This is a genomic window from Roseivivax sp. (assembly GCF_054552075.1).
The window spans coordinates 185466-207452 of the sequence record NZ_JBTOLZ010000006.1; the positions used below are offsets into that span (position 1 = coordinate 185466).

General features: G+C 70.5%; 20 protein-coding genes. 3 read left to right on the forward strand and 17 right to left on the reverse strand.

All coding sequences use genetic code 11. From position 1 onward, the window contains the following. Positions 1-100 precede the first annotated feature (100 nt). The gene (locus ACX938_RS07175) at positions 101-832 is read left to right on the forward strand and encodes a metallophosphoesterase (RefSeq protein WP_459430539.1); all 732 of its coding nucleotides are present in this window, start codon (positions 101-103) and stop codon (positions 830-832) included. 13 nt (positions 833-845) lie between these two features. Here the strand turns inward: ACX938_RS07175 and ACX938_RS07180 are convergent, their stop codons facing one another. From ACX938_RS07180 to hmgA, 4 genes are all read right to left on the reverse strand, one after another. Further along, on the reverse strand, positions 846-1049 hold the full coding sequence (locus ACX938_RS07180; RefSeq protein WP_459430540.1) for a DUF2783 domain-containing protein: 204 nt from the start codon (positions 1047-1049) through the stop codon (positions 846-848). After that, on the reverse strand, positions 1046-2671 hold the full coding sequence (locus tag ACX938_RS07185; protein WP_459430541.1) for an FAD-dependent oxidoreductase: 1626 nt from the start codon (positions 2669-2671) through the stop codon (positions 1046-1048). Before ACX938_RS07185 ends, ACX938_RS07180 begins: the two co-directional genes overlap by 4 nt. Before the next feature lie 78 nt (positions 2672-2749). Continuing rightward, a complete protein-coding gene (locus ACX938_RS07190; RefSeq protein ID WP_459430542.1) occupies positions 2750-3700 on the reverse strand; it encodes an MBL fold metallo-hydrolase in 951 nt (316 codons plus the stop codon). 39 nt (positions 3701-3739) lie between these two features. Continuing rightward, positions 3740-5101, reverse strand: coding sequence for a homogentisate 1,2-dioxygenase (hmgA, locus tag ACX938_RS07195; protein WP_459430543.1), 1362 nt, complete (start codon positions 5099-5101; stop codon positions 3740-3742). 196 nt (positions 5102-5297) lie between these two features. Between hmgA and ACX938_RS07200 the strand changes: the two genes are divergently transcribed. Then, positions 5298-5738 carry a MarR family winged helix-turn-helix transcriptional regulator gene (locus ACX938_RS07200; RefSeq protein ID WP_232753241.1) on the forward strand — a complete coding sequence of 147 codons (441 nt, stop codon included), beginning with the start codon at positions 5298-5300 and terminating at the stop codon, positions 5736-5738. Positions 5739-6132: 394 nt separating this feature from the next. Here the strand turns inward: ACX938_RS07200 and ACX938_RS07205 are convergent, their stop codons facing one another. Continuing rightward, complete coding sequence (locus ACX938_RS07205; RefSeq protein WP_459430544.1) at positions 6133-7329, reverse strand: winged helix-turn-helix domain-containing protein; 1197 nt, start codon at positions 7327-7329, stop codon at positions 6133-6135. A gap of 186 nt (positions 7330-7515) precedes the next feature. On the opposite strand from ACX938_RS07205, the gene ACX938_RS07210 reads away from it, so the two are divergent. Continuing rightward, a complete protein-coding gene (locus ACX938_RS07210; RefSeq protein ID WP_459430545.1) occupies positions 7516-8541 on the forward strand; it encodes a LacI family DNA-binding transcriptional regulator in 1026 nt (341 codons plus the stop codon). Positions 8542-8547: 6 nt separating this feature from the next. Here ACX938_RS07210 and ACX938_RS07215 read toward each other — a convergent pair whose 3' ends face one another. The 12 genes from ACX938_RS07215 to ACX938_RS07270 form a co-directional block, all read right to left on the reverse strand. Further along, the gene (locus tag ACX938_RS07215) at positions 8548-9807 is read right to left on the reverse strand and encodes a glycerate kinase type-2 family protein (RefSeq protein ID WP_459430546.1); all 1260 of its coding nucleotides are present in this window, start codon (positions 9805-9807) and stop codon (positions 8548-8550) included. After that, complete coding sequence (locus ACX938_RS07220; protein ID WP_459430547.1) at positions 9804-10826, reverse strand: LacI family DNA-binding transcriptional regulator; 1023 nt, start codon at positions 10824-10826, stop codon at positions 9804-9806. Before ACX938_RS07220 ends, ACX938_RS07215 begins: the two co-directional genes overlap by 4 nt. Beyond that, the gene (locus tag ACX938_RS07225) at positions 10819-11982 is read right to left on the reverse strand and encodes a dihydrodipicolinate synthase family protein (RefSeq protein ID WP_459430548.1); all 1164 of its coding nucleotides are present in this window, start codon (positions 11980-11982) and stop codon (positions 10819-10821) included. The genes ACX938_RS07220 and ACX938_RS07225 overlap by 8 nt, the downstream gene beginning before the upstream one ends. Before the next feature lie 23 nt (positions 11983-12005). Further along, positions 12006-12323 carry a Dabb family protein gene (locus ACX938_RS07230; protein WP_459430549.1) on the reverse strand — a complete coding sequence of 106 codons (318 nt, stop codon included), beginning with the start codon at positions 12321-12323 and terminating at the stop codon, positions 12006-12008. After that, a complete protein-coding gene (locus ACX938_RS07235) occupies positions 12320-13912 on the reverse strand; it encodes a GMC family oxidoreductase (RefSeq protein WP_459430550.1) in 1593 nt (530 codons plus the stop codon). The genes ACX938_RS07230 and ACX938_RS07235 overlap by 4 nt, the downstream gene beginning before the upstream one ends. 9 nt (positions 13913-13921) lie before the next feature. After that, entirely contained in the window at positions 13922-14680 is a 759-nt protein-coding gene (locus tag ACX938_RS07240) for a 3-ketoacyl-ACP reductase (protein ID WP_232753233.1), read from the reverse strand. Beyond that, positions 14677-16155, reverse strand: a complete 1479-nt coding sequence (locus ACX938_RS07245; protein WP_459430551.1) for an FAD-dependent oxidoreductase — start codon at positions 16153-16155, stop codon at positions 14677-14679. The genes ACX938_RS07240 and ACX938_RS07245 overlap by 4 nt, the downstream gene beginning before the upstream one ends. Positions 16156-16161: 6 nt before the next feature. Beyond that, entirely contained in the window at positions 16162-17268 is a 1107-nt protein-coding gene (locus ACX938_RS07250; RefSeq protein ID WP_232753231.1) for an ABC transporter ATP-binding protein, read from the reverse strand. Between the two features lie 4 nt (positions 17269-17272). Further along, positions 17273-18199 (reverse strand): carbohydrate ABC transporter permease, encoded by a 927-nt coding sequence (locus ACX938_RS07255; RefSeq protein WP_459430552.1) that lies wholly within the window; start codon positions 18197-18199, stop codon positions 17273-17275. Then, positions 18199-19101 (reverse strand): carbohydrate ABC transporter permease, encoded by a 903-nt coding sequence (locus ACX938_RS07260; protein WP_459430553.1) that lies wholly within the window; start codon positions 19099-19101, stop codon positions 18199-18201. The genes ACX938_RS07255 and ACX938_RS07260 overlap by 1 nt, the downstream gene beginning before the upstream one ends. A gap of 61 nt (positions 19102-19162) precedes the next feature. Then, positions 19163-20407 (reverse strand): ABC transporter substrate-binding protein, encoded by a 1245-nt coding sequence (locus tag ACX938_RS07265; RefSeq protein WP_459430554.1) that lies wholly within the window; start codon positions 20405-20407, stop codon positions 19163-19165. Between the two features lie 41 nt (positions 20408-20448). Next, complete coding sequence (locus ACX938_RS07270; RefSeq protein WP_459430555.1) at positions 20449-21987, reverse strand: aldehyde dehydrogenase family protein; 1539 nt, start codon at positions 21985-21987, stop codon at positions 20449-20451.

A 21987-nucleotide genomic window follows, 5' to 3' on the forward strand; every position in this document is an offset into this window, starting at 1 on the left:
CTGACGCCCCCGTGACCCCAGGCCAAGCCCCGCCCCCGTGGCCTTTCGGCGCCCGGATTGGTAACAGGGGCGGACCCGAAAAAACCAAAAGGGCTCCCGCGTGATCAAATCGCTTCTCGACCGCTTCCGCAAACCCGCCGGCGCGCGCTTCGAGCCGCCTGCGCCCGAGGTGCCCTTTGCCGCGGTGGGCGACATTCACGGACGGCTCGACCTGCTCGAGGAGCTACTGCCCCAGCTGCCGCAGGGCCACCAGATCATCTGCGTCGGCGACTACGTCGACCGGGGGCCGGCCTCAGTGAACACTCTGCGGTTCCTGAAGGACCACCCGGAAATCCTCTGCCTCAAGGGCAACCACGAGGACATGCTGCTCGACTTCATCGACCGCCCGGACGAGCGCGGGCCGCGCTGGCTGCGCAACGGCGGGCTGCAGACCCTGGCCGACATCGGCGTGCGCGGGATCAGCGAGACGACCCAGGGCGAGCCGCTGATCGAGGCGCGCCACCGCATGGCCGAGGAGATGGGCGCGGAGCTGATTTCCTGGGTGCGCGAGCTGCCGCTTCTGCACGAGACCGGCAATGTCGCGGTGCTGCACGCGGGCGCCGATCCGGCCAAACCGCTGAGCGCGGCGGACAAGCGGACGCTGATCTGGGGACACCGCGACTTCCTGCAGGTGCCGCGCCAGGACGGCACCTGGGTGGTGCATGGCCATACGATCGTCGATGCGCCCAGCGCCGAGGACGGGCGCGTGGCACTCGACACCGGGGCCTATGCGACCGGCCGACTGACCGCGGGCGTCGTCGAGGCGGGCGAGGTGCGCTTCATCTCCACCTGAGCGGCGCGGCGCCTTAGCCGCGCGCGCCCGCCTGTCGGGCGGCGGCAAGCGCGGCGCGCAGGGTCTCGGGCGCGCCGATCTGATTGGCCAGCACCAGGATCAGGCGCGCGTTGAAAGCGGCGCTTTCCTCCTCGCTCAGGCCCTCGTGGGCGGCGAGGAGGTCGGCGTAGAAACCGTCCGGGTCGGCCAGGTTTGGGTCGGTGACGAACTCGCTCATGTCATCTCCCTTCCGAAAAGCCTGTCGCAGGCGGCGCGGATGGCCTCCGCTTCCGGGGCCGCCCAGCGTGCCGCGACATGCTGGTCGGGGCGGAGCAGGTAGACCGCCTGCGTGGCCTCTCCCAAATACCGGGCGGCCAGGGCGCCGCTGGCGTCATCACTCGAAGACAGCGCCAGGTGGGTCACGCCCTCGGGCAGCGCCCCCTCGGGCAGCGCGCAATCCAGCGTCAGAAGCGTCACCCCCTGCCCCAGCCGGCCGAGCAGGTAGCCCTGACCCAAGGGCGCGTCGGGACACGGGCTGCCGGGTCGGGTGCGCGCGGGGCCGCCGGGCAACGCATCGGCGCCGTTCAGCGGGCTGCCGTCATAGCTGCAGGGCAGCGACAGCCGCCCCGAGTTGACCAGCGGGCGGGCGAAGGGGAAAGCCTCGGCCAGGTCCAGCACCGCGTTGCGGAAGACATGGCTGATCTGCGACTTGGGCGTGATGAAATCCGTCGAGCGGCTGGAGTTCAGGATGTTCTCGTCCGCCGCCTGCCGCCGCTCGCTGTCGTAGCTCTCGAGCAGCGCCTCGGGCGCAGCCCCCTGCAGCACCGCGGCCAGCTTCCAGCCCAGGTTGTCCACGTCCTGGATGCCGGAGTTCGCCCCGCGCGCGCCGAAGGGCGAGACCTGATGCGCGGAATCGCCCGCGAAGATCACCGGGCCGTGGCGGAAGCGGCGCATCCTGCGGCACTGGAAGCGGTAGATCGAGGTCCAGACGATCTCGTAATCCACGCCTTCGCCCAGCATGGCGTCGAGCCTGGCGCGCACGTTCTCCTCGCGCAGCTCCTTGTCGCGGTCGATGTCCCAGCCGATCTGGAAATCGACCCGCCAGATGTCGTCGGGCTGCCGGTGCAGGAGGCAGGAGGCGCCCGAGGACTTGAAGGGCGGCTCGAACCAGAACCAGCGCTCGGTCGGGAAATCCGCGGTCATGCGGATGTCGGCGATCAGGAAGTTGTCCTCGAAGACACGGCCCTCGAAATCGAGCCCCATGCGCTTGCGCAGGGGCGAGCCCGTGCCGTCGCAGCCGATCAGCCAGTCGGCCTCGAGGCTGTAAGGCCCCTCGGGCGTCTCGACCTCGAGCCGGGCGTGATCCTCGTCCACCTCGACCGAGGTGACCTGGTTGCGCCCGCGGATCTCGATCGGCGCGCCCGAAGCCTGGGCCGCACGGATGCGTTCGACCAGGTAGCGCTCGAACCAGGGCTGCGGCAGGTTGATGAAAGCCGGGAAGCGATGGCCCTCTTCGGGCAAGAGGTTGAATTCATAGACCTTACGGTCCTCGTGGAAGACCTTGCCGAGGTTCCAGACCACGCCTTTCTCGACCATCGGCCGGGCCGCGCCCCAACGGTCGCAGATCTCCAGCGTGCGCTTGGCGAAACAGATCGCGCGGCTGCCCTGCCCCACGCCCTCGTGGTCGTCGAGCAGCACCACCGGCACGCCGCGCAGACCGAGGTCGAGCGCCATCGCCACCCCGACCGGCCCGCCGCCGAGCACCACCACCGGGTGGCGCACCGGCGTCTCGGCGTCCTGGTCGGCGGAGCGTTCATAGGGGTAGAGCCGGAAGGCCAGGTCGTATCTGTCGTCTAGCATGGCGTCCTCCCTCAGCGCCTGCGGGGGTGGCCGGGGCGCGGCGGCGGCAGGGCCGCCCGGCGCCCCCCTTAAGGCCCGTCAGCCCTGAAGGGCCTCCCACATCTCCTTGTCGCGGGCGGCGGTCCAGACCCGCGGCGTGTCGATGCCGCGCGCCTCGTCGTAGGCCCGGGCGACGTTGAAGGGCAGGCAATGCTCGTAGATCGCGTAATCGGCGAACTTCGGGTCGCATTCGGCGCGCACCGCGTCCCAGGCCTCCTTGAGGCTGCCGCCCCGGCCGACCACGCGGGCGGCGGGCTTGTAGGTGCTCTCGACGAAGTCGCGCGTGTTGGCGATGGCCGCGGCGACCATCTCGTCGCCGACCAGCGCGTCGCCCCGGCCCGGCGCGATGGCGCGCGGCTCGAAGGCGGCGATCCGGTCGAGCGTCGGGCCCCAGTCCTGTAGGTGCCCGTCGCCGCAGTAGCAGGCGGAGTGGTATTCCACGATGTCGCCGGTGAACATCACCTCGGCGTCGGGCACCCAGATCACCGCGTCACCGGCGGTATGGGCCCGCCCGAGGGTCATCAGGTCGACGCGCCGCTTGCCGAGATAGACGCTCATGCGGTCGCGGAAGGTGGTGGTCGGCCGGGTCAGGCCGGGGATTTCCTCGTGGCCCTGGAAGAGCCGGGGGAAGCGGGCGAACTCGCTGTCCCAGTCCTCCTGGCCGCGTTCCTCGACCATGGCGGCGGCGGCCTCCGACATGATCACCTCGCGCGCGCCATAGGCCGAGGCGCCGAGCACCCGCACCGCGTGGTAATGGGTCATCACCAGGTGGCTGATCGGCTTGTCGGTGACCGAGCGCACGCAGTCGATGACCTTGCGGGCCAGCCGGGGCGTGGCCTGGGCCTCGACGATCATCACGCTCTCGTCGCCGATGATCACGCCGGTGTTGGGGTCGCCCTCGGCGGTGAAGGCATAGAGCCCCTCGCCCACCTCGGTGAAGCTCACCTGTTTCTCGTCCATGTCTCCGGCAGAGGCGAAAGCCTTGGCCATGTCAGCGTCTCCTGTCTTGCGTGATGCGGGCGGGCGGCCTCACTTGGGGCCCGGGGTCCCGTCGAACTTCTTCTCGATGCCGTCCCAGCAGTCGACGTAATCGTCCTGCAGCGGCGCTTCGCGGCCGGCAAACTCGGTCAGATGCTGGGGGAAGCGGGTCTCGAACATGAAGGACATCGTGTCGGCGAGCTTGTGCGGCTTCAGCTCGGCGTTCGAGGCGCCCTCGAAGGCCTCGCGGTCGGGCCCATGCGGCAGCATCATGTTGTGCAGGCTCATGCCGCCCGGCACGAAGCCCTGCGGCTTGGCGTCATACTGGCCGTAGATGTTGCCCATCAGCTCGGACATGACGTTCTTGTGGTACCAGGGCGGGCGGAAGGTGTCCTCGGCCACCATCCAGCGGTCGCGGAAGAGCACGAAGTCGATGTTGGCGGTGCCCTCGACGCCCGAGGGCGCGGTCAGCACGGTGAAGATCGACGGGTCGGGGTGATCGAAGAGCACCGCGCCCACCGGGCAATAGGTGGTCAGGTCGTATTTCACCGGGGCGTAGTTGCCGTGCCAGGCCACCACGTCGAGCGGCGAATGCCCGATCTCGCAGGTGTGGAACTGGCCGCACCACTTGATCGTCAGGGTCGAGGGCGTCTCGCGGTCCTCGAAGGCCGCCACCGGCGTCTTGAAGTCGCGCCGGTTGGCCATGCAGTTGGCCCCGATCGGGCCGCGACCCGGCAGGTCGAACTTCTGGCCGTAGTTCTCGCAGACGAAGCCGCGGGCGGGGCCCTCTAGCACCTCCACCCGGTAGACCAGCCCGCGCGGGATGATGGCGATCTCCTGGGGCGCGAGGTCGATCACGCCCAGCTCGGTGGAAAAGCGCAGCGTGCCCTCCTGCGGGACCACCAGCAACTCGCTATCGGCGGAGTAGAAATAGGCGTCGCGCATGCTGTCGGTGACCAGGTAGATATGGCTCGCCATGCCGACCTGGGTGTTCACGTCGCCCGCCGTGGTCATGGTGCGCATGCCGGTGAGCCAGGTCAGCGCCGCGTCGCTGTGCGGCACCGGGTCCCAGCGATACTGCCCGAGGCTCGTGACCCTCTCGGGCACATGCGGCGCGGTCTTCCAATAGGGCAGATCGATGCGCCGGTAGCGGCCGGAGTGTTTCACCGACGGCCGGATCCGGTAGCACCAGGTGCGTTCGTTCTGATGCGCGGGCGCGGTGAAGGCGGTGCCCGAGAGCTGCTCGCCGTAGAGCCCGTAGTTGCACTTCTGCGGGCTGTTCATGCCCTGGGGCAGCGCGCCGGGCAGGGCCTCGGTTTCGAAGTCGTTGCCGAAGCCGGGCATGTAGCCTTCCACCGTGCCGCCGCTGTGGGGGGCGCGGATCATGCCTTCGGGCAGCTCCTGCTGGGTCATCGGGTCTCCTCCCAAACTCGCCGGAATCGCCCGGGCAGTATTCGTTGCATGTGCAATGAAGTCAATATTCGTTGCAAATGAGATGAAATCCGGGGATGCTGGCGGCGCTGCGCCGCTCTTTTTTGCGGTTGGTTGTTTGCCCGGGCGCGGGCTTTTTGCCCCTTCGCTCGAAGGACCCTCGGAGGACCCCTGCCCCGTGACCAAGGACCTGCCGGATTTCGACCTTGCCCGCTTCCTGCCTTACCGGTTGACCGTGGCCGGCGACCGGCTGAGCGCGGGGCTCGCCCGGCGCTACCGTCAGGATTTCGGCATCTCGGTCGCGGAGTGGCGGGTGCTGGTGCATCTGGCCGACGAGGGCGCGGTCTCGATCCGCGACCTCGAACGCCGGGTGAGCCTGGAGAAATCCAAGGCCAGCCGCGCCGCCGCCCGGCTGGCGCAGGACGGCTATATCACCAAGATCCCCAACCCCGAGGACCGCCGGCTCCTGCGCCTGTCGCTGAGCGACAAGGGCCGCGCGCTGATGGCCGAGCTCCTGCCCCTCGCCGCCGACTACCAGGCCCGGCTCGAGGCGCTGCTGTCCGAGGAGCTCGACGCGCTGCACAGGGCGCTGGACCGGGTGATGGCGGAGGATTTGTGAGGGGGGTGGGGTGGCCCGCTCTGTGTTTGGCTGAACTCAGCGTCACCTCACGCGGCGCGTGTCTGAAGCCACCACCCAAAGCCCAAATGACGACCTCCCCCCCCAAGGCCCGCCTCCTTCACACCCCGCATCACCAGAGGGCGCGCGCCGGACCGGGGGCCGGCGCTGCTGCCCTCCGAGCTATGCGCTTTATGGCAGCAAGATCATCGCTCGCGTTAAGCTAAGCACGCCATCCCAAGGAGCGCCGGCCCAAGGGGCCGGTCCGGCGCGCGCCCGGCATCTTCGATGCTATTCGGGCGCAAGAGGGGCGGGTGTGCGCGGTGGGCGCTGTTGGGTTCGTGGCAGGGTAAAGCTGAGGAGCAGAGACTCCAACCAAGCCCCCGCAAAGCCCCCCTCACCCCCGCAGCCAGTCCCGCGCGACCTCCAGCCGCTCGGTGCCGGCCAACCCCTGCACCCGCTCCAGCTCCGAGAACAGACCCGCGCGGCGGGCCTTGCCCATAGCGACCCCGGCCTCGGGCCAGAAGGCGCGCAGCTCCAGCGCCGATCCGCTGCGCTTCACGTCCATGCGCCCGATCAGCCGGTCGCCCTGCAGCACCGGGAAGACGTAGTAGCCGTAGCGCCGCTTGGCCTCGGGGGTGAAGATCTCGATCCGGTAGTGAAAGCCGAAAAGCCGCTCGGCCCGGGCCCGGTCGCGCAGCGCGGGATCGAAGGGCGACAGGAGCCGCACCCGCGCCGAGGGCTGCGGCAGGGCCCGCGCCTCGGCCAGCGCGTCCTCGGTGGTGTAGCTTCGCCGGAGGCTGCCGTCGGCCAAAGCCACCTCGACCTCGCGGATGCGGCCCTCGGCCAGCGCCCGGGCGCACCAGTCGCGGGCCTCGGCGCGGGTGACGATCTCGAAGAAGCCCGCGAGCTCGCCGCTGGTGGCGAAGCCCAGCCGCGCCAGCGCCGCCGACATGGCCCAGTCGATCACCCCGGCGTCCGACACGAAGGCGTTGAGCGCCTCGGGCGGGATCACCCGTTCGGCCAGGTCGTAGACCTTCTGGAAGCCCGCGCGGTGACAGACCGACAGCCGCCCCGAGCGCCAGAGAAACTCCAGCGCGGTCTTCGAGGGGTGCCAGTCCCACCAGCCCGAGGAGCCCTTGGGGGTGTCGCCGCCCAGATCGCGCGAAGCCGCCGGGCCATGCTCTGCGATATGGGCCAGAACGCCTTCAAGCTCCTCCTGCCAGCCGGCGCGGCGGGCGGCGGGCCAGCGCGCCAGCATGCGCGCGCGGTCGCGCTCGAACTTCAGCCGCCACATCGGGTAGGCCGCCATGGGGATCACCGAGGCGTCATGGGTCCAATGCTCGAAGGCGCTGCGGCGGTGCGACACGAGGCGCGAGAGCGCCGCCGGCCGGTAGCGCCCGCGCCGCGCCCAGAGGATCAGGTCATGCGCCCGGGCGAGCGTGTTGACGCTGTCGACCTGCACGAAACCGAGCTGGTCGAGCACCGTCTCCAGATCCGCGCCGCGCCCCGGCCCGCCGCCCGGCGCGAGCAGCAGGTGACGGTCGAGGAAGAGCCGCCGCGCGGTGGTGTTGTCGAGCCGGTCGAGAGTCATCCGCGCAGCCTAACGCGCCGGGCGGCAGGGGGAAGGGGCGCTTTCGGCAAGCGTGCCCTGCCCCAAGCGCCAAACGCGGCTTGTCGCCACCAAACGCCCACCGCCATTCCCCCCTGTCACCGCCGCGCCCGAGCCGCCATACTGCGCCGAGCCGCCCCAACCCGACCCCCGACCCCAGGACACCCGATGCCCGACAGCTCCCAGCGCCGGATCACCATCCTCGACGTCGCGCGCGAGGCCGGCGTCTCGAAATCCACCGTCTCGCTGGTGCTGCGCGGCTCCTCGCTGGTCAATTCCGAGACCCGCGACCGGGTCACCGCCGCGGCCGAGCGGATCGGCTATGTCTACAACCGCGGCGCGGCGGCGCTGCGCTCGGCCAGCAGCTCCTTCGTGGCGCTGGTGATCCCGGACCTGGTGAACCCCTTTTTCGCCCAGCTCGCCGTCGCCGTGGAAGAGGCGCTTTCGGCCCGGGGCTTCGTGCCGCTTCTGGCCAATACCAACGACGACCCGGCGCGCGAGCGCGAGCTTCTGCGCTCGATGCGCGAACATGGGGCGGCGGGGGTGATGATCAGCCCCGCGCAGGGCTCGGACGGCGCACACCTGGCCGAGCTGGGCCTGCCCATCGTGACCATGATGCGCCGCCCCGCCCCGGGCTCAGGTCTGCCCTACGTCGGGCCGGACAACGGTGATGGCGCGCGCCAGCTCGCGCGGCACCTGGTCGGGCTCGGGCATGACCACCTGGCCTTCCTGGGCGGCATGGCGGGCATGGCGACTCAGCGCGAGAGGCTCTCGGGCCTGCGCGCGGGGCTCGCCGAGGCGGGGCTCGACCCCGACCGCGTCGTGGAGGTCGTCGACGCCCTGCCCTCGCGGGCGGGCGGGCACGAGGCGGCGCGGGCGCTCCTGGAGCGCACCGAAAGCGGCCCGCAGCCCGGCGCGCTGGTGGCCTACAACGACATCGTGGCTTTCGGCGTCGGCGCCGCGCTGCAGGCCCGCGGGCTCGGCATCGGCCGCGACATCGCGCTGACGGGCTTCGACAATATCGCCGAGACCGCGCATCACGCGCCGCCGCTGACCACGGTCGACGTGCAGATCGACGAGTTGGGCCGCGCCGCCGCCGGGGCGCTGCTCGCCCGGATCAGCGGCGAGACGGTGCCCGAAGAGACGATCCTGCCGACCCGCCTGGTGGTGCGCGCCTCCTGCGGCGCGGGCTGAGGCCCCCTAGCCCGTCACCAGGATCGCGCGGAAGTCGTTCACATTGGTCAGCGTCGGGCCGGTGACCACCTGCCCGCTGATGGCCCCGAAGAAGCCATGCGCGTCGTTGCTGGCCAGCGCCGCCTCCGGCTCGCACCCCGCCGCGCGGGCGCGGGCCAGCGTCTCGGGGCCGATCACCGCGCCCGCGACCTCGGCGGCGCCGTCGACCCCATCGGTGTCGCAGGCGATGGCGGAAATGCCGGGCTGCCCGTCGAGGACCAGCGCCAAGGCCAGGGCGAACTCGGCGTTCGGCCCGCCCGAGCCCGCGCCGCGCCGGGTCACGGTGCATTCGCCGCCCGAGAGCAGCAGGAGCGGCGCCTCGCCGGGGCGCATGTCTGCCTGCCGCGCGCGGGCCAGCCGGGCTTGCTCTGCGGCCAGCGCGCGGGCCTCGCCTTCGAGCGCATCGCCCAGGATCTCGACCCGGCAGCCGGCCTTGCGGCCGACATCGGCGGCGGCCTCCAGCGATTGCGAGGGCGCGGCGATGAGCCGGGTCTCGCCCCGCGCCAGCCGCGGATCGCCGGGCGGGATCACGCCAGTCTCACCGGAGAGCAGCTCGTCGACCGAGGGCGGCACCGCGATGCGATAGCGGTCGAGGATCGCCCGGGCCTCCGCCGGGGTCGAACTGTCCCCCACCGTGGGCCCTGAGGCGATGGCCGAAAGCGCATCTCCCGCCACGTCGGAGATCACCAGCGCGGTCATCGCCGCAGGCGCAGCCGCGGCGGCGAGCTGCCCGCCCTTCACCGCGCTCAGGTGCTTGCGCAGGGTGTTCATCTCTTCGATGCGCGCGCCCGAGGCCAGGAGCGCCTCGTTGATCGCGCGCTTCTCGGGCAGCGTGACCCGCCCCGCGGGCGCGACCAGCAGCGCCGAGGCCCCGCCGGAGATCAGCGCCAGCACCTGGTCGTCCGGGCCGAGCGCGTCGAGCCGCGCCAGCATCCGGCGGGTGCCCTCCTCTCCGCGCGCGTCCGGCACGGGATGGGCGGCCGAGAGGATCTCGATGCCTTCGGTTCGCCGCTCGTAGCCGTCGCGGGTGATCACCAGGCCCTCGCAGGGGCCCCAGGCCGCCTCGACCGCCTCGGCCATGCGAGCGGCGGCCTTGCCCGCGCCGACGACCAGCGGACGCCCGGGCGGGCGCGGCGGCAGCGCGCGCGGCAGGCAGCGCATCGGGTCGGCGGCGGCCACGGCGGCGTCAAAGAGCGCGCGCAACAGGGTCTCGGGGTCTTGGGTCATCGCGTCTCTCCCAGGCTCGAGCGGCGGGCCACCAGCTCCACCGGCAGGCGGCGGGTGTCGGGCGGGCGTTCGCCCTCGTCGATCCAGGCCAGCAGCGTCCGCGCCGCGTCGCGGCCGAAGCGGGTGGTGTTGCAGCGCACGGAGCTGAGCTGCGGATAGACCAGAGAACATTCCTCGATGTCGTCGAAACCGACGAGGCGGAAGGCCTCGCCCAGGGGCACGCCGGCCTCGGCGAAGCCCGAGAGCATGCCCAGCGCCACGAGGTCGCTGAAGCAGACCGCCGCGTCGACCTCGGGGTGGGACCGGGCCAGCTCCAGCGCCAGTTCGCGGCCGAAGCTGCGCGAGGGACGGCCCGGGAAGACCCGCGGCGCGCGGCCCTCGGCCTCCATGACGCCCGCGTAGCCCTGCATGCGTTCAAGCGTGATCGGCCGGTCCTCGAGCCCGCCGACGAAGGCGATGCGCCGGGCACCCGCCTCGACCAGATGCCGCGCTGCGAGCTGCCCGCCCTCGGCGTAATCAAGCGAGGCGAAGGGAAAGAGATCGGTGCGCGGATCGACCATGCGCAAGACCTGCATGCAGGGCACCCCGGCCCGGGCGATGCGGTCGAAGCCCGAGGGATCACCATAGGCCGGCGAGATCACCATGGCGGTGACCCCATGTTCGATCATCGAGTCGATCACCTGGGCCTGAAGCGCCGGGTCCTCGTCGGTATTGGCGATCACCGTGGCGAAGCCGCGTTCGGCGAAGCCCATCTGCGCGCTGGCGGCGAACTCGGTGAAGAAGGGGTTGCGCAGGTCGTTGATCACCAGGCCCACGAGCCCCTTGGCCGCGCCGCGCAACCCCGCCGCGGCGCGGTTGTAGACGTAGTCGAGCTCCGCCATGGCCACCTCGACCTGCGCCCGGGTGCTGTCGCGCACCAGCTGCGAGCCCTGCAGGACCAGCGAGACGGTGGATTTCGACACCCCCGCCCGCTGGGCGACATCGCGGATCGTGGCGCGGCGCGGCATGGTCTCAGCCAAGCCCGTGCAGTTTCAGCAGGCAGCCCATGCGGTCCTCGGCGAGATCGGGCCGCGCCAGGAGCCGCGCCTGGTCGGCGAGGCGGTAAATCTCGGCGTAATGGGTGATCTCGCGCGAGGACTGGAAGCCCGCGGGCATGATGAAATGCTCCTGCGCGCCATTGAGCCAGGCCAGGAAGGCGATGCCCGCCTTGTAGAAGCGCGTCGGCGCCTTGAAAATCTCGCGCGAGAGCGGGACCGTCGGGGCGAGAAGCGCGTGGTAGGTCTCGCGGTCGTGCCGGGCCAGCGCCTCGAGCGCCTGGCTCGCCGCCGGGGCGATGGCCGCGAAGGCCCCCAGAAGCGCGTGGGAATGGTGCTTGCCGTCGCCCTCGATCAGCGGGGCGTAGTTGAAATCATCGCCGGTATAGAGCCGCACGCCCGCGGGCAGCCGGGCGCGGAAGGCTTCCTCATGGGCCTGGTCAAGAAGGGAAATCTTGATCCCGTCGACCTTGTCGCGATGGGCCTCGATGATCGCGAGGACGGCATCCGAGGCGGCGGCCACGTCCCGCGCGCCCCAGTAACCGGCCAGCGCCGGATCGAACATCTCGCCCAGCCAATGCAGGATCACCGGCTCTGCGGCCTGGTCGAGCAGGCGCCCGTAGACCCGGGCGTAGGTCTCGGTATCGGCGCCCATGGCCGGCAGCGCCCGGGTCGCCATGAGGATGACCTGCCCGCCCTCGGCCTCGATCGCCTCCATCTGTTCGGCATAGGCGGCGATGATGGCCCTCTCGTCGCGCAGGTCCTCGGGCGGGCACTGGTCGGTGCCCGCGCCGCAGGCGACGCGCGGCTTCAGGGGATGCGCCTTTGCCTCGCGCATGGTCCGCGCGATCAGCTCGCGCGCGGTCGGCCAGTCGGTGCCCATGCCGCGCTGCGCGGTGTCCATGGCCTCGGCCAGGCCCAGGCCCTGGTCCCAGAGCCAGTGCCGGAAGCGGAGCGTGTTCTCCCAGTCGACCGCCGGCGCCCCGACCCAGGGGTCGCGTTCGCCCAAGGGGTCGGAGACGATGTGCGCCGCGGCAAAGGCGGTGCGGGTCAGCGGCACCTCGGGGGCGCGCGGGGTCAGGGGCGTGCCGGACAGCGCATAGGCTTCCAGACGGCGGTCGGCGGTGGGCAGGGTCAGCATGGAGCTCTCCGGCAGGGACAGGATCAGCGGTCGGCGACAGGCAGGTCGAAGACCAGGAGGCCGTCGCGCCCGCCCGCGGCATGGGCGGTCAGGCGCTGGCCGAAGCGGATGTGGTCGGGATGCGCCTGGTAGGCGGCCAGCGCCTCCCAATCGGCGAAATCGGCGGTGAAACCGTGCATGTAGCCGCGCTCGATCTGCTCGGGGCTTTCGCTTTGGCCCGAGGCGATGCCGAGAAGCCCCGGCAGCTGGCCCTCGATCTGGTGCAGCTCTTCCCAGAGCCCGGCGATCTTCGCCTCCGTGGTGCCGGGGGCGAAGCGGACAAGGACGATGTGGCGGATCATGCGGGCACTCCATGGTCTGCGCGGATCATGTCGGCGGCCTTTTCGCCGATCATGATCGCCGCGGCGTTGGTGTTGGACGAAATCAGGGTCGGCATGATCGAGGCGTCGGCGACGCGCAGCCCCTCGATGCCGTTGAAGCGCAGCCGGGGGTCGAGCACGGCCCCGGGGTCACTGCCCATCCGGCAAGTGCCGGCGGGGTGGTGCGAGGTTTTGGAGTGGCGGCAGATGAAGTCGAAATACTCCGCCTCGGTCCGCACCTCCGGCCCCGGCAGCCGCTCGGCCCGGACGAAGGGCTTCAGCGGCGCCTGCGCCATGATCTCCTGGGTGAGCTTCAGCCCGCGGATCGACATCTCGCGGTCATGCGGATCGGCGAGGTAGTTGGGGTCGATCAGCGGCGCATCCGTCGGATCGGCGCTCCGCAGCCGCACCGTCCCGCGCGAGCGCGGCCGCAGGTAGCAGGAGTTCAGCGTCACCCCGCCGTCGGGCATGGCCTCGACGCCCGCCTCGATGCCGGTGCCGAGCCCGAAGTGGAACTGCAGATCCGGCGAGCGCGCGCCCGGCTCGGCATACCAGAAGCCGCCGGTCTCGAAGAGGCTCGAGGCCACCGGCCCGCTGCGCGAGACCAGGTATTGCAGCCCCGCCAGCACCGACCAATGCGGCTTGGCATAACGGTCGTAGCTGTGCGGGCCGGTCAGCTCGGAGATGCAGTAGAGGTCGAGGTGATCCTGCAGCTCCGCGCCGACGCCGGGCTGGTCGCAGACCGGGGTGATGCCCAGTTCGCGCAGCGCCTCGGCGGGCCCGATTCCCGAGAGCTGCAGAAGCCGCGGCGAGCCGATGGCGCCCGAGGCCAGGATCACCTCGGCCGCGGCGGTGATGCGGCTGCCGTCGATCATCTCGACGCCCCGTGCACGGCCCTGGGTGACGGTGATCCGCCGCACCTGCGCGCCGGTCCGCACAGTCAGATTGGGCCGGTCGCGGTTCGGCGCGAGATAGGCCATGGCCGCCGAAGAGCGCCGCGCGTCGCGCTGGGTGAGCTGGTAGAAGCCCACGCCGTCCTGGCTGGCGCCGGTCAGATCGTGGTTGCGCGGGATGCCCAGCTCGGCGGCGGCTTCGAAATAGGCCTGGCAAACCGGCAGCGGCGCGCGCGGCTGCGAGACCCCCAGCGGGCCGCCGCGCCCGTGGTAGCGGTCGTCGAAACTGTCGTTGTCCTCGGCCTTGCGGAAATAGGGCAAGACGTCGTCGTAGCCCCAGCCGGTGCAGCCCTTCTGGCGCCATTCGTCGTAATCGAGCGGATTGCCGCGGGTGTAGATCTGTGCGTTGATCGAGGAGCCGCCGCCGATCACCTTGGCCTGGGTGTAGCGGAACACCCGGTCCTGCATGTGGCGCTGCGGCACGCTGCTCCAGCCCCAGCTGCCGATGCCCTTGGTCATCTTCGCAAAGCCCGCGGGCAGGTGGTAGAAGGGATGCCGGTCGCGCCCGCCCGCCTCGAGCAGCAGGACCCGCGCGGCGGGGTCCTCGGAGAGCCTTGCGGCCAGCACGCAGCCCGCGCTGCCGCCGCCGATGATGATGAAATCGTATCCGTCTGCCATGGTCCGTCCTCAGAGCCGCGGAATGGAGAGGCCGCCGTCGACCCGGATCGCGCTGCCGGTGGCAAAGGCCATGCGGCCCTCGGCGATGGGCAGCACCACGTCGGCGATGTCGCCGGGCCGTCCCCAGCGCGCCGCGGGCACCAGCCCGCCGGCGATGCGGCTGTCGTAGGTATCCTTCACGCCGGCGGTCATGCCGGTCTCGATGATGCCGGGGCGGATCTCGAAGACGCCGATGCCATGCGGCGCGAGGCGCACGGCGAAGAGCTCGGACATCATCGCCGCGCCCGCCTTCGAGATGCAGTATTCGGCGCGTTCCACCGACACCATGTCGGCGCTGACCGAGGTCACGAAGCTGATCGAGCGGTAGCTCTCCTCGGGGCGGGCGAGCATCCGCCGTGCCACCTCCTGGGCCAGGAAGAAGGCGCCGCGCAGGTTCACGCCCAGCACGAAGTCGAAGCTGTCGGGCTCCATCTCCAGCATGTCGCCGCGCCGCTTGGCGGGCACGCCCGCGTTGGAGACCAGGCAGGTGACCGGACCGAGGTCGGCCTCCACCCGGTCGAGCAGCCCCGCGTGCCCCTCGATCGCCTGGAGGTCATGGGCGTAATAGCGCGCCTGCGGGCCCAGCCGGTCCAGCGCGTCCTGCACCTCGGGGCTGTCGGCGGGGCTGCGCGAGGCCAGCGCCACGGCGAAGCCCGCCTCGGCCAGGGTCTCGGCGATGCCGAGGCCGATGCCTCTCTGGCCGCCGGTGATCAATGCGACACGGGTCATGCTGCAAGGTCCTTCTTGATGGTGTCCGCCGCGCGCAGCGCCAGCGCGGCCACGGTGAGCGCCGGGTTCACGGCGGCCGAGGTCGGCAGGGCGCCGGCATCGGCGATGAACAGGTTGGGGTGGTCCCAGGCGCGGCCCTCGGGATCGGCGACCGAGCGGGCCGGATCCGCGCCGATCCGCAGCGTGCCGCATTGGTGCGAAGGCACCCGCCCGTCGAAGAGCCGCGACAGCACGATCGGGAAGCCCGCCGCCCGGAAGGTCTGGCGCGCCCTGGCCACCAGCTTGCGATGCGCCACCATGTTGGAGCGCCGCCAGGCCAGCCGGATCTCTCCGCCCGCAAGCGTGACCCGGCTTTCGGGATCGGGCAGATCCTCCGAGATCAGGTAGGCATCCACCGCATGGCCCGAGATCCAGCGCGCCGCGGCGCGCGGCAGGGTCGGCACCTGGATCTTCAGGATCTCCGGCACCACCCGGCCCAGGAGCTGCAGGTTGCCGAGCGGCGGCCCGCCCTGCCCGTCCGAGAGATACCAGTCGTTGATCCCGAAGGTCTTCTGGTAGGTGCTGTCGTTGCGAAAGCGCGGGTCGATGGCGATCATCGCGCTGGCGTTGTGGTTCATGAAGCAGCGCCCGACCTGGTCGTTGCCGAGCCCCGCGCGCAGCATCAGCGCCGCCGATTGCACCGCCCCGGCGCAGAGCGCCACGGTGCCCGGCGTCAGGTGATGCGTCTCGCCGTCTTTCTCATAGGTGACCCGCGTGATGCGCCGCCCGTCGGGCCCGGTGGCGAGCCCGGTCACCCGCGCGCCGGTCGCCAGTTCGACGTTGTCATGGGCGAGCGCCGCGGCAAGCCCGCAGGTCTCGGCGTCCATCTTGCCGCAGCGCTGGTCGGGGTAGCCGTCCCAGCCGGTGCGCCCGGCGGCGAGCCAGCGGTCGACGTCGACGCCGAGCGGCAGGCTGAAGGGCCGCACGCCCGCGCCCGCCAGCCGGGCGCGCACCGCCGCGATGGCGGGCTCGTCGGGCACCGGCGGATGCGGATAGGCCGTGCTGTGGGGCGGCTCGCTTGCGTCCGAGGCGGCATCCCCGCGCACCTGGTAAAGCGCCTCGGCGCGGTCGTACCAGGGCGCGAGCTCGGCATAGCCGAAAGGCCAGGCCGGAGAGAGGCCCTCGTGATGGGCCATCTCGCCGAAGTCCTCGGAGCGGTAGCGCATCAGCACCGCGCCGTAGAACTTCGAGTTGCCGCCGACGTTGTAGTAATTGCCCGGCGAAAAGCGCCGCCCGGCGCCGTCGAGCCAGGTCTCGGGGTCGCGGAAGGCACCCCGGCCGTGCACCGCGGCGGGGTCGCGCGCCGGGGCATCGGCGGCGATCGGCGCGCCGCGTTCGAGGATCACGATCCGCGCGCCGCTGGGCGCCAGGCCCGCGGCCAGGCTTGCGCCGCCCATGCCGCTGCCGATCACCACGATATCCGGGGAGCCTGTCATGCCGCCTCAGCCGATCCGCATTTCCGTTTTCGGGTCGAAGGCCACCGCCTTGTCCATGTTGATGGCAAAGGGGAAGGTCTCGCCCGCGCGCACCGGCACATCGGCGCGGAAGCGGCCGGTGACCTCGCGCCCGCCCATCTGGCTGACCACGAAGATGTCCGATCCCGCCGGCTCGGTGACCTCGACCCGCGCGTCGATGACCTGCAGCGCCCGGGCGTTGCGGTCCGCGCCCTCGCGGTCGGTGATCGCCTCGGGCCGGATGCCGAGCATGATCTCGCGGCCCTCCTGGCCGGCGAAGCCCTCGGCGAAGGGCAACCGTGCCAGGCTGCCGTCGCCGAGCCGGATCTCGGCGGCCGGACGGCCCTCATGGCCCGTCACCCGGGCCGGGAAGAGGTTCATCGAGGGCGATCCCATGAAGCCCGCCACGAACATGTTGGCCGGATTGTCGTAGATTTCCTTCGGCGTGCCGAGCTGCTGCACATGGCCGCCATACATCACCGCGATCCTGGTCGAGAGGGTCAGCGCCTCGATCTGGTCGTGGGTGACATAGACCACCGTGGTGCCGAGCTTCTGGTGCAGCTTCTTGATCTCGGTGCGCATGTCGACGCGCAGCTTGGCGTCGAGGTTCGACAGCGGCTCGTCGAAGAGGAACACGTCGGGGTCGCGGGTCAGCGCCCGGCCCATGGCGACGCGCTGGCGCTGGCCGCCCGAGAGCTGGCCGGGCTTGCGGTCGAGAAGCGGCTCGATCTGCAGAAGCTGCGCCACATCGGCGATCTTGCGCTCGCGCTCGGGCTTGGGGATGCCGTGCATCTCCATGCCGAAGGCGATGTTTCCGCGCACCGTCATGTTGGGGTAGAGTGCGTAGCTCTGGAAGACCATGGCGATGTTGCGCTCGGCCGGCTTCACGCCGTTCATGCTGCGCCCGCGGATCGCGATGTCGCCCGAGCTCACCTCTTCGAGGCCGGCGATCATGTTGAGAAGCGTGGACTTGCCGCAGCCCGAGGGGCCGACCAGCACGAGGAATTCGCCCTCTTCGACCGAGATGTCGGTCTCGTGCAGGACCTTGACCGCGCCGTAGGACTTGGTGGCCTGTTTGATGTCGAGAAAGCCCATGGGTTTATCCTTTCACGGAACCGGCCATCAGACCGCGCACGAAGAAGCGCCCGGCGACGGCATAGACGAACAGGGTGGGCAGTGCGGCCATGATCGCACCGGCGAAGTGGACATTGTACTCCTTCACGCCGGTCGAGGACTGCACCAGGTTGTTGAGCGCCACGGTCATCGGCTGGCTGTCGAAGTCCGAGAAGGAGGCGCCGAAGAGGAAGTCGTTCCAGATGTTGGTGAACTGCCAGATCACGCAGACCACCGCGATCGGCCCCGAAGAGGGCAGAAGGATGCGCCAGAAGATCCGGAAGAAGCCCGCGCCGTCGATCTGCGCGGCGCGCACCAGCTCGGTCGGGAAGGCGGCGTAGTAGTTGCGGAAATAGAGCGTCGAGAAGCCGATCCCGTAGACGAAATGCACGAAGACCAGCCCCGGCACGCTGCCCGCGAGGCCCATCAGCCCCAGCATCCGCGCCATCGGGATCAGCACCATCTGGAAGGGGATGAAGCAGCCGAAGAGCAGCAGCCCGAAGACCAGCGTCGCGCCGCGGAAGCGCCACTTGGTCAGCACGTAGCCGTTGAGCGCGCCCGCCACCGTCGAGAGCGCCACCGCCGGCACGACCATCAGGATCGAGTTGATGAAATAGGGCCTGAGACCCGTGGCCTCGACACCGACCTGGGCGCTCGACCAGGCGGCGCGCCAGGGCGCCGTGGTCCAGTCGCCGGGCAGCGCCATCATCCCGCCCGCGGTGATCTCGGAAAGCGGCTTCAGCGAGTTCGAGAGCATCACGTAGAGCGGCAGCAGGTAATACAGGCAAAACAGGATCAGCACGGCGTAGAGCGCGAACCGGGGCAGCCGCGCGGCAAGCCGCGCTCCGCCGGCCCGGCGGGCGGGACGCGCGGTCCCGGCCTCGGCCGCCATGGAGGTGGAAGCACTGGCCATCACGACTTCTCCCTGAGTTCGGACCAGAGGTAGGGCACGATGATCGCCGCGATGGTCATCAGCATGATCACCGCCGAGGCCGCGCCGATCCCCATCTGGTTGCGCGTGAAGGTGTAGGAATACATGAAGGTCGCCGGCAGTTCGGTCGCCGTGCCCGGCCCCCCGCCGGTCAGCGCGATGACCAGGTCGTAGGACTTGATCGCCATATGCGCGAGCACCACGAAGGCCGACATGAAGGCGGGCCGCAACTGTGGGATGACGATGCGCCGGTAGAGCGCAAAGCTCGTCGCCCCGTCGATCTGCGCGGCGCGCAGCATCTCGCTGTCGATGCCCCGCAGCCCGGCGAGGAACATCGCCATGACGAAGCCCGAGGTCTGCCAGACCGCGGCGATGACGATGGTGTAGATCGCCATGTCGCTGTCCTTGATCCAGCCGAAGCTGAAGCTCTCCCAGCCCCAGCCGCGCACCACCGCCTCCAGGCCGATTCCGGGGTCGAGGAACCACTTCCAGGCGACGCCGGTCACGATGAAGCTCAGCGCCATCGGGTAGAGGTAGATGGTGCGGATCGCCCCCTCGGCGCGGATCTTCTGGTCGAGCAGGATCGCCAGCATCAGCCCCAGCGCGCAGCAGATCGCTATGTAGAGCAGCCCGAAGATCGCTAGGTTGGCGACCGCGGTGTCCCAGGCCCGGATGCGGAAGAGGTTCTCGTAGTTCTGCCAGCCGACCCATCCGAAGGAGGGCAGGATCCGGCTGTCGGTGAAGGACAGGTAAAGCGTGAAGGCGATGAAGCCGTAGACGAAGACCGCGACCATGGCGACGGTCGGGCTCAGGACGAGTTTCGGCAGGGCGTCGCGCAGCCGGTCGGCGGCGCCGGGCCCGCGCCCCGTCTCGGAGAGGGACATGGCGGTTCTCCCGGTTGAAGGCTTGGGTCGGGGGCGGCAGGCACCGCCCCGGAAGGAAGGATCACCGGTTGATCTGCACCGCGGTCACCAGCTCCTCGACGGCGACCTCGCTGTCGTATTCGCCGTTGAAATGCGCGGTCACGACGTCATACATCGCGTTCTTCACCGCCGCCGGGTTGGCGTGGCCATGGGCGAAGGAGCCCAGGAGGTTGCCGGTCTCGGCCGCCGCCTTGAACTGCGCGTAGCCCTGCTGGCCGCAGGCATCGAGGGCATCGACCTCAAGATCGGTGCGCGCCGGCACCGAGCCCTTCACCTTGTTGAAGGCGATCTGGAACTCGGGCGAGAGGATCGCCTGGGCCAGGGCCGCCTGTTCGTCCGAGACGGCGCCCGACTGGTCGAACATGGCGAACTGGTCGGAGTTGAAGATCACCTGGTCCTGGGTGCCCGGGAAGCGGAAGCAGAGGAAGTCCTCGCCCGGCGTCTCTCCGGCGTTCAGGAACTCGCCCTTGGCCCAGTCGCCCATCATCTGGAAGGCGGCCTCGTCGTTGATGACCATGGCCGTGGCGAGGTTCCAGTCGCGGCCCGAGAAATTGTCGTCGACATAGCCGCGAAGCGTCGCCATGCGGTCGAAGACCTGGCGCATGGTGTCCGAGGCCAGCGTGTCCTCGTCGAGCGCGATGAAGGCCTCTTGGTAGAACTCCGGGCCGCCGGTGGCCATGGCGACGGCGTCGAAGACGGTCGCGTCCTGCCAGGGCTGACCGCCATGGGCGAGCGCGACGTAGCCGGCCTCCTGCGCGGCCTCGAGCGCGGCGACGAAACCGTCCCAGTCCTGCGGCGGCTCGAGACCCAGCTCGGCGAGGATGCCCGCGTTGGCCCAGACCCAGTTGGTCGAATGCACGTTCACGGGGGCGGCGACCCACTGGCCGTCATGGGTGGCGAAACGCTGGATCGCCGCGGGGATGACCTGGTTCCAGCCCGCCGCCTCGGCGATCGGGTTGAGGTCCGCGAGGGCGTCCTCGGCGGCCCAGTCCTGGATGTCGAAGTCCAACATCTGCACCGCGGTGGGCGCATTGCCCGAGGTGACGCGGGCGCGCAGCACCGTCATCGCCTGGGTGCCGCCGCCACCGGCCACCGGCATGTCCTGCCAGCCGATGCCCTGCCCGCCCAGGTCGTCCTTCAGCACGTTGAGCGCCGCGGCCTCGCCGCCGGCGGTCCACCAGTGCAGGACCTCCACATCCTCGGCCTGGCCCGCGGTCGCGGTTCCCACCAGGGCGAGCGCCGTCATAGTTGCTGTCAGTCTACGCATGGTTCTCCTCCTTCTTGCGTATCCTCGCGTGATCCGTGCGCTCAAAGCCGCGCGGACCCTTGCACCCAGGGCGCCCGCGATCCGCGGCCGATCCGCATGGTCACGGTCTTCGCCTCCAGGAACTCCTCCAGCCCGTAGCGGCCGAGCTCGCGGCCCTGCCCGCTTTCCTTCATTCCCCCGAAGGGCATCTCGGGGAAGCCGTCCATCCAGGTGTTGGTCCAGACCGTCCCGGCCTCGGCGCGGCGCGCGAAGTCGAGGCAGGTGTGCACGCTCTCGCTCCAGACCCCGGCGGAGAGCCCGTAGCTGGCGTCATTGGCCAGGGCGACGGCCTCCTCGAAGCTCGAGAAACGCAGCACCGCCAGCACCGGCCCGAAGACCTCGGCGCGGGCGATGGCCATCTCGGGGCGCACCTCGGACAGGATCGTCGGCTGGTAGAACTGGCCCGAAAGCCCCGGCACCGGCAGGCCCGCGCCGCCCAGCCGCAGCCTGGCGCCGCCCGCCACGGCGTCCTGCACATGGGCGTCGATCTGGTCCTGGTGCTCGGGCGAGATGATCGCGCCGACCTTGGTCGCGGGATCGAGCGGGTCGCCGAAGGGCACCGCGCGGGACAGCGCCACGACCTTCTCGATCAGCGCCTCGGCCACATCCTCGTGGACGATCACCCGCGAGGAGGAATTGCAGCATTCCCCGGCGTTGAAATAGACGCCGAAGGCGATGGCATCGGCAGCGGCGTCAAGATCCGCGTCGGGGAAGACCACCTGGGGGTTCTTGCCGCCCAGCTCCAGCGAGACCTTCTTGAGCGTGCCCGAGGCCGCCGCGGTGATCGCCTTGCCGACCCCGGTGGAGCCGGTGAAGGTCACCATGTCGACGCGGGCGTCCTCGGTCATCGCCATGCCGACCGGATCGCCCTGGCCCAAGACGATGTTGACCACGCCGTCCGGCAGCCCCGCCTCGATCAGCAGCTCGCCCAGCATCACCGTGCTCGAGGGCGTCAGTTCGGAGGGTTTGACCACCGCCGTGCAGCCCGCCGCCAGCGCGAAGGGCAGCTTCTGGCTGACGATCAGGAAAGGGAAGTTCCAGGGCGTGATCACCGAGACGACGCCCACGGGCTCCTTCAGGACCACACCTAGAATGTCGGGACCCAGCGTGTTGTGGCTTTCGCCATGCATGGTCCGCGCGAGCGAGGCCGCGTAGCGCCAGAGATCGGCGGCGCCCGCCACCTCGTCCCGCGCCTGGGAGATCGGCTTGCCGGATTCCAGCGTCTCGATCCGCGCGATGCGCTCGAGGTCGCGCTCGATCAGGGCGGCCACGCGCAAGAGGAGCCCCGCCCGCGCCTTGCCGTCCCGGCGCGACCAGTCGCCCGCGTCGAAGGCGGCACGCGCCACGGCCACCGCCTCGGAGACTTCGGCGCGGCCGCCCTCGGCGGCGGTGCTGACCAGCAGGCCATGGGCGGGCGAGCGACGCTCGATCACCGCGCCGTCGGCGCTGTCGCGGAAGGTGCCGCCGATCAGGTGGCGGGCGCGGAAAGGCCGGTCCTCGGGGGTCGCCGCTGCGGCGGAGATCACGGTCAGCTTGGTCAT

Bases quoted from the DNA above. Each gene is read 5' to 3' on its own strand.
- ACX938_RS07180 (WP_459430540.1), bottom strand. From the start codon at position 1,049: ATGAGCGAGTTCGTCACCGACCCAAACCTGGCCGACCCGGACGGTTTC.
- ACX938_RS07185 (WP_459430541.1), bottom strand. From the start codon at position 2,671: ATGCTAGACGACAGATACGACCTGGCCTTCCGGCTCTACCCCTATGAA.
- ACX938_RS07190 (WP_459430542.1), bottom strand. From the start codon at position 3,700: ATGGCCAAGGCTTTCGCCTCTGCCGGAGACATGGACGAGAAACAGGTG.
- hmgA (WP_459430543.1), bottom strand. From the start codon at position 5,101: ATGACCCAGCAGGAGCTGCCCGAAGGCATGATCCGCGCCCCCCACAGC.
- ACX938_RS07205 (WP_459430544.1), bottom strand. From the start codon at position 7,329: ATGACTCTCGACCGGCTCGACAACACCACCGCGCGGCGGCTCTTCCTC.
- ACX938_RS07210 (WP_459430545.1), top strand. From the start codon at position 7,516: ATGCCCGACAGCTCCCAGCGCCGGATCACCATCCTCGACGTCGCGCGC.
- ACX938_RS07215 (WP_459430546.1), bottom strand. From the start codon at position 9,807: ATGACCCAAGACCCCGAGACCCTGTTGCGCGCGCTCTTTGACGCCGCC.
- ACX938_RS07225 (WP_459430548.1), bottom strand. From the start codon at position 11,982: ATGCTGACCCTGCCCACCGCCGACCGCCGTCTGGAAGCCTATGCGCTG.
- ACX938_RS07230 (WP_459430549.1), bottom strand. From the start codon at position 12,323: ATGATCCGCCACATCGTCCTTGTCCGCTTCGCCCCCGGCACCACGGAG.
- ACX938_RS07235 (WP_459430550.1), bottom strand. From the start codon at position 13,912: ATGGCAGACGGATACGATTTCATCATCATCGGCGGCGGCAGCGCGGGC.
- ACX938_RS07240 (WP_232753233.1), bottom strand. From the start codon at position 14,680: ATGACCCGTGTCGCATTGATCACCGGCGGCCAGAGAGGCATCGGCCTC.
- ACX938_RS07245 (WP_459430551.1), bottom strand. From the start codon at position 16,155: ATGACAGGCTCCCCGGATATCGTGGTGATCGGCAGCGGCATGGGCGGC.
- ACX938_RS07250 (WP_232753231.1), bottom strand. From the start codon at position 17,268: ATGGGCTTTCTCGACATCAAACAGGCCACCAAGTCCTACGGCGCGGTC.
- ACX938_RS07255 (WP_459430552.1), bottom strand. From the start codon at position 18,199: ATGGCCAGTGCTTCCACCTCCATGGCGGCCGAGGCCGGGACCGCGCGT.
- ACX938_RS07260 (WP_459430553.1), bottom strand. From the start codon at position 19,101: ATGTCCCTCTCCGAGACGGGGCGCGGGCCCGGCGCCGCCGACCGGCTG.
- ACX938_RS07265 (WP_459430554.1), bottom strand. From the start codon at position 20,407: ATGCGTAGACTGACAGCAACTATGACGGCGCTCGCCCTGGTGGGAACC.
- ACX938_RS07270 (WP_459430555.1), bottom strand. From the start codon at position 21,987: ATGACCAAGCTGACCGTGATCTCCGCCGCAGCGGCGACCCCCGAGGAC.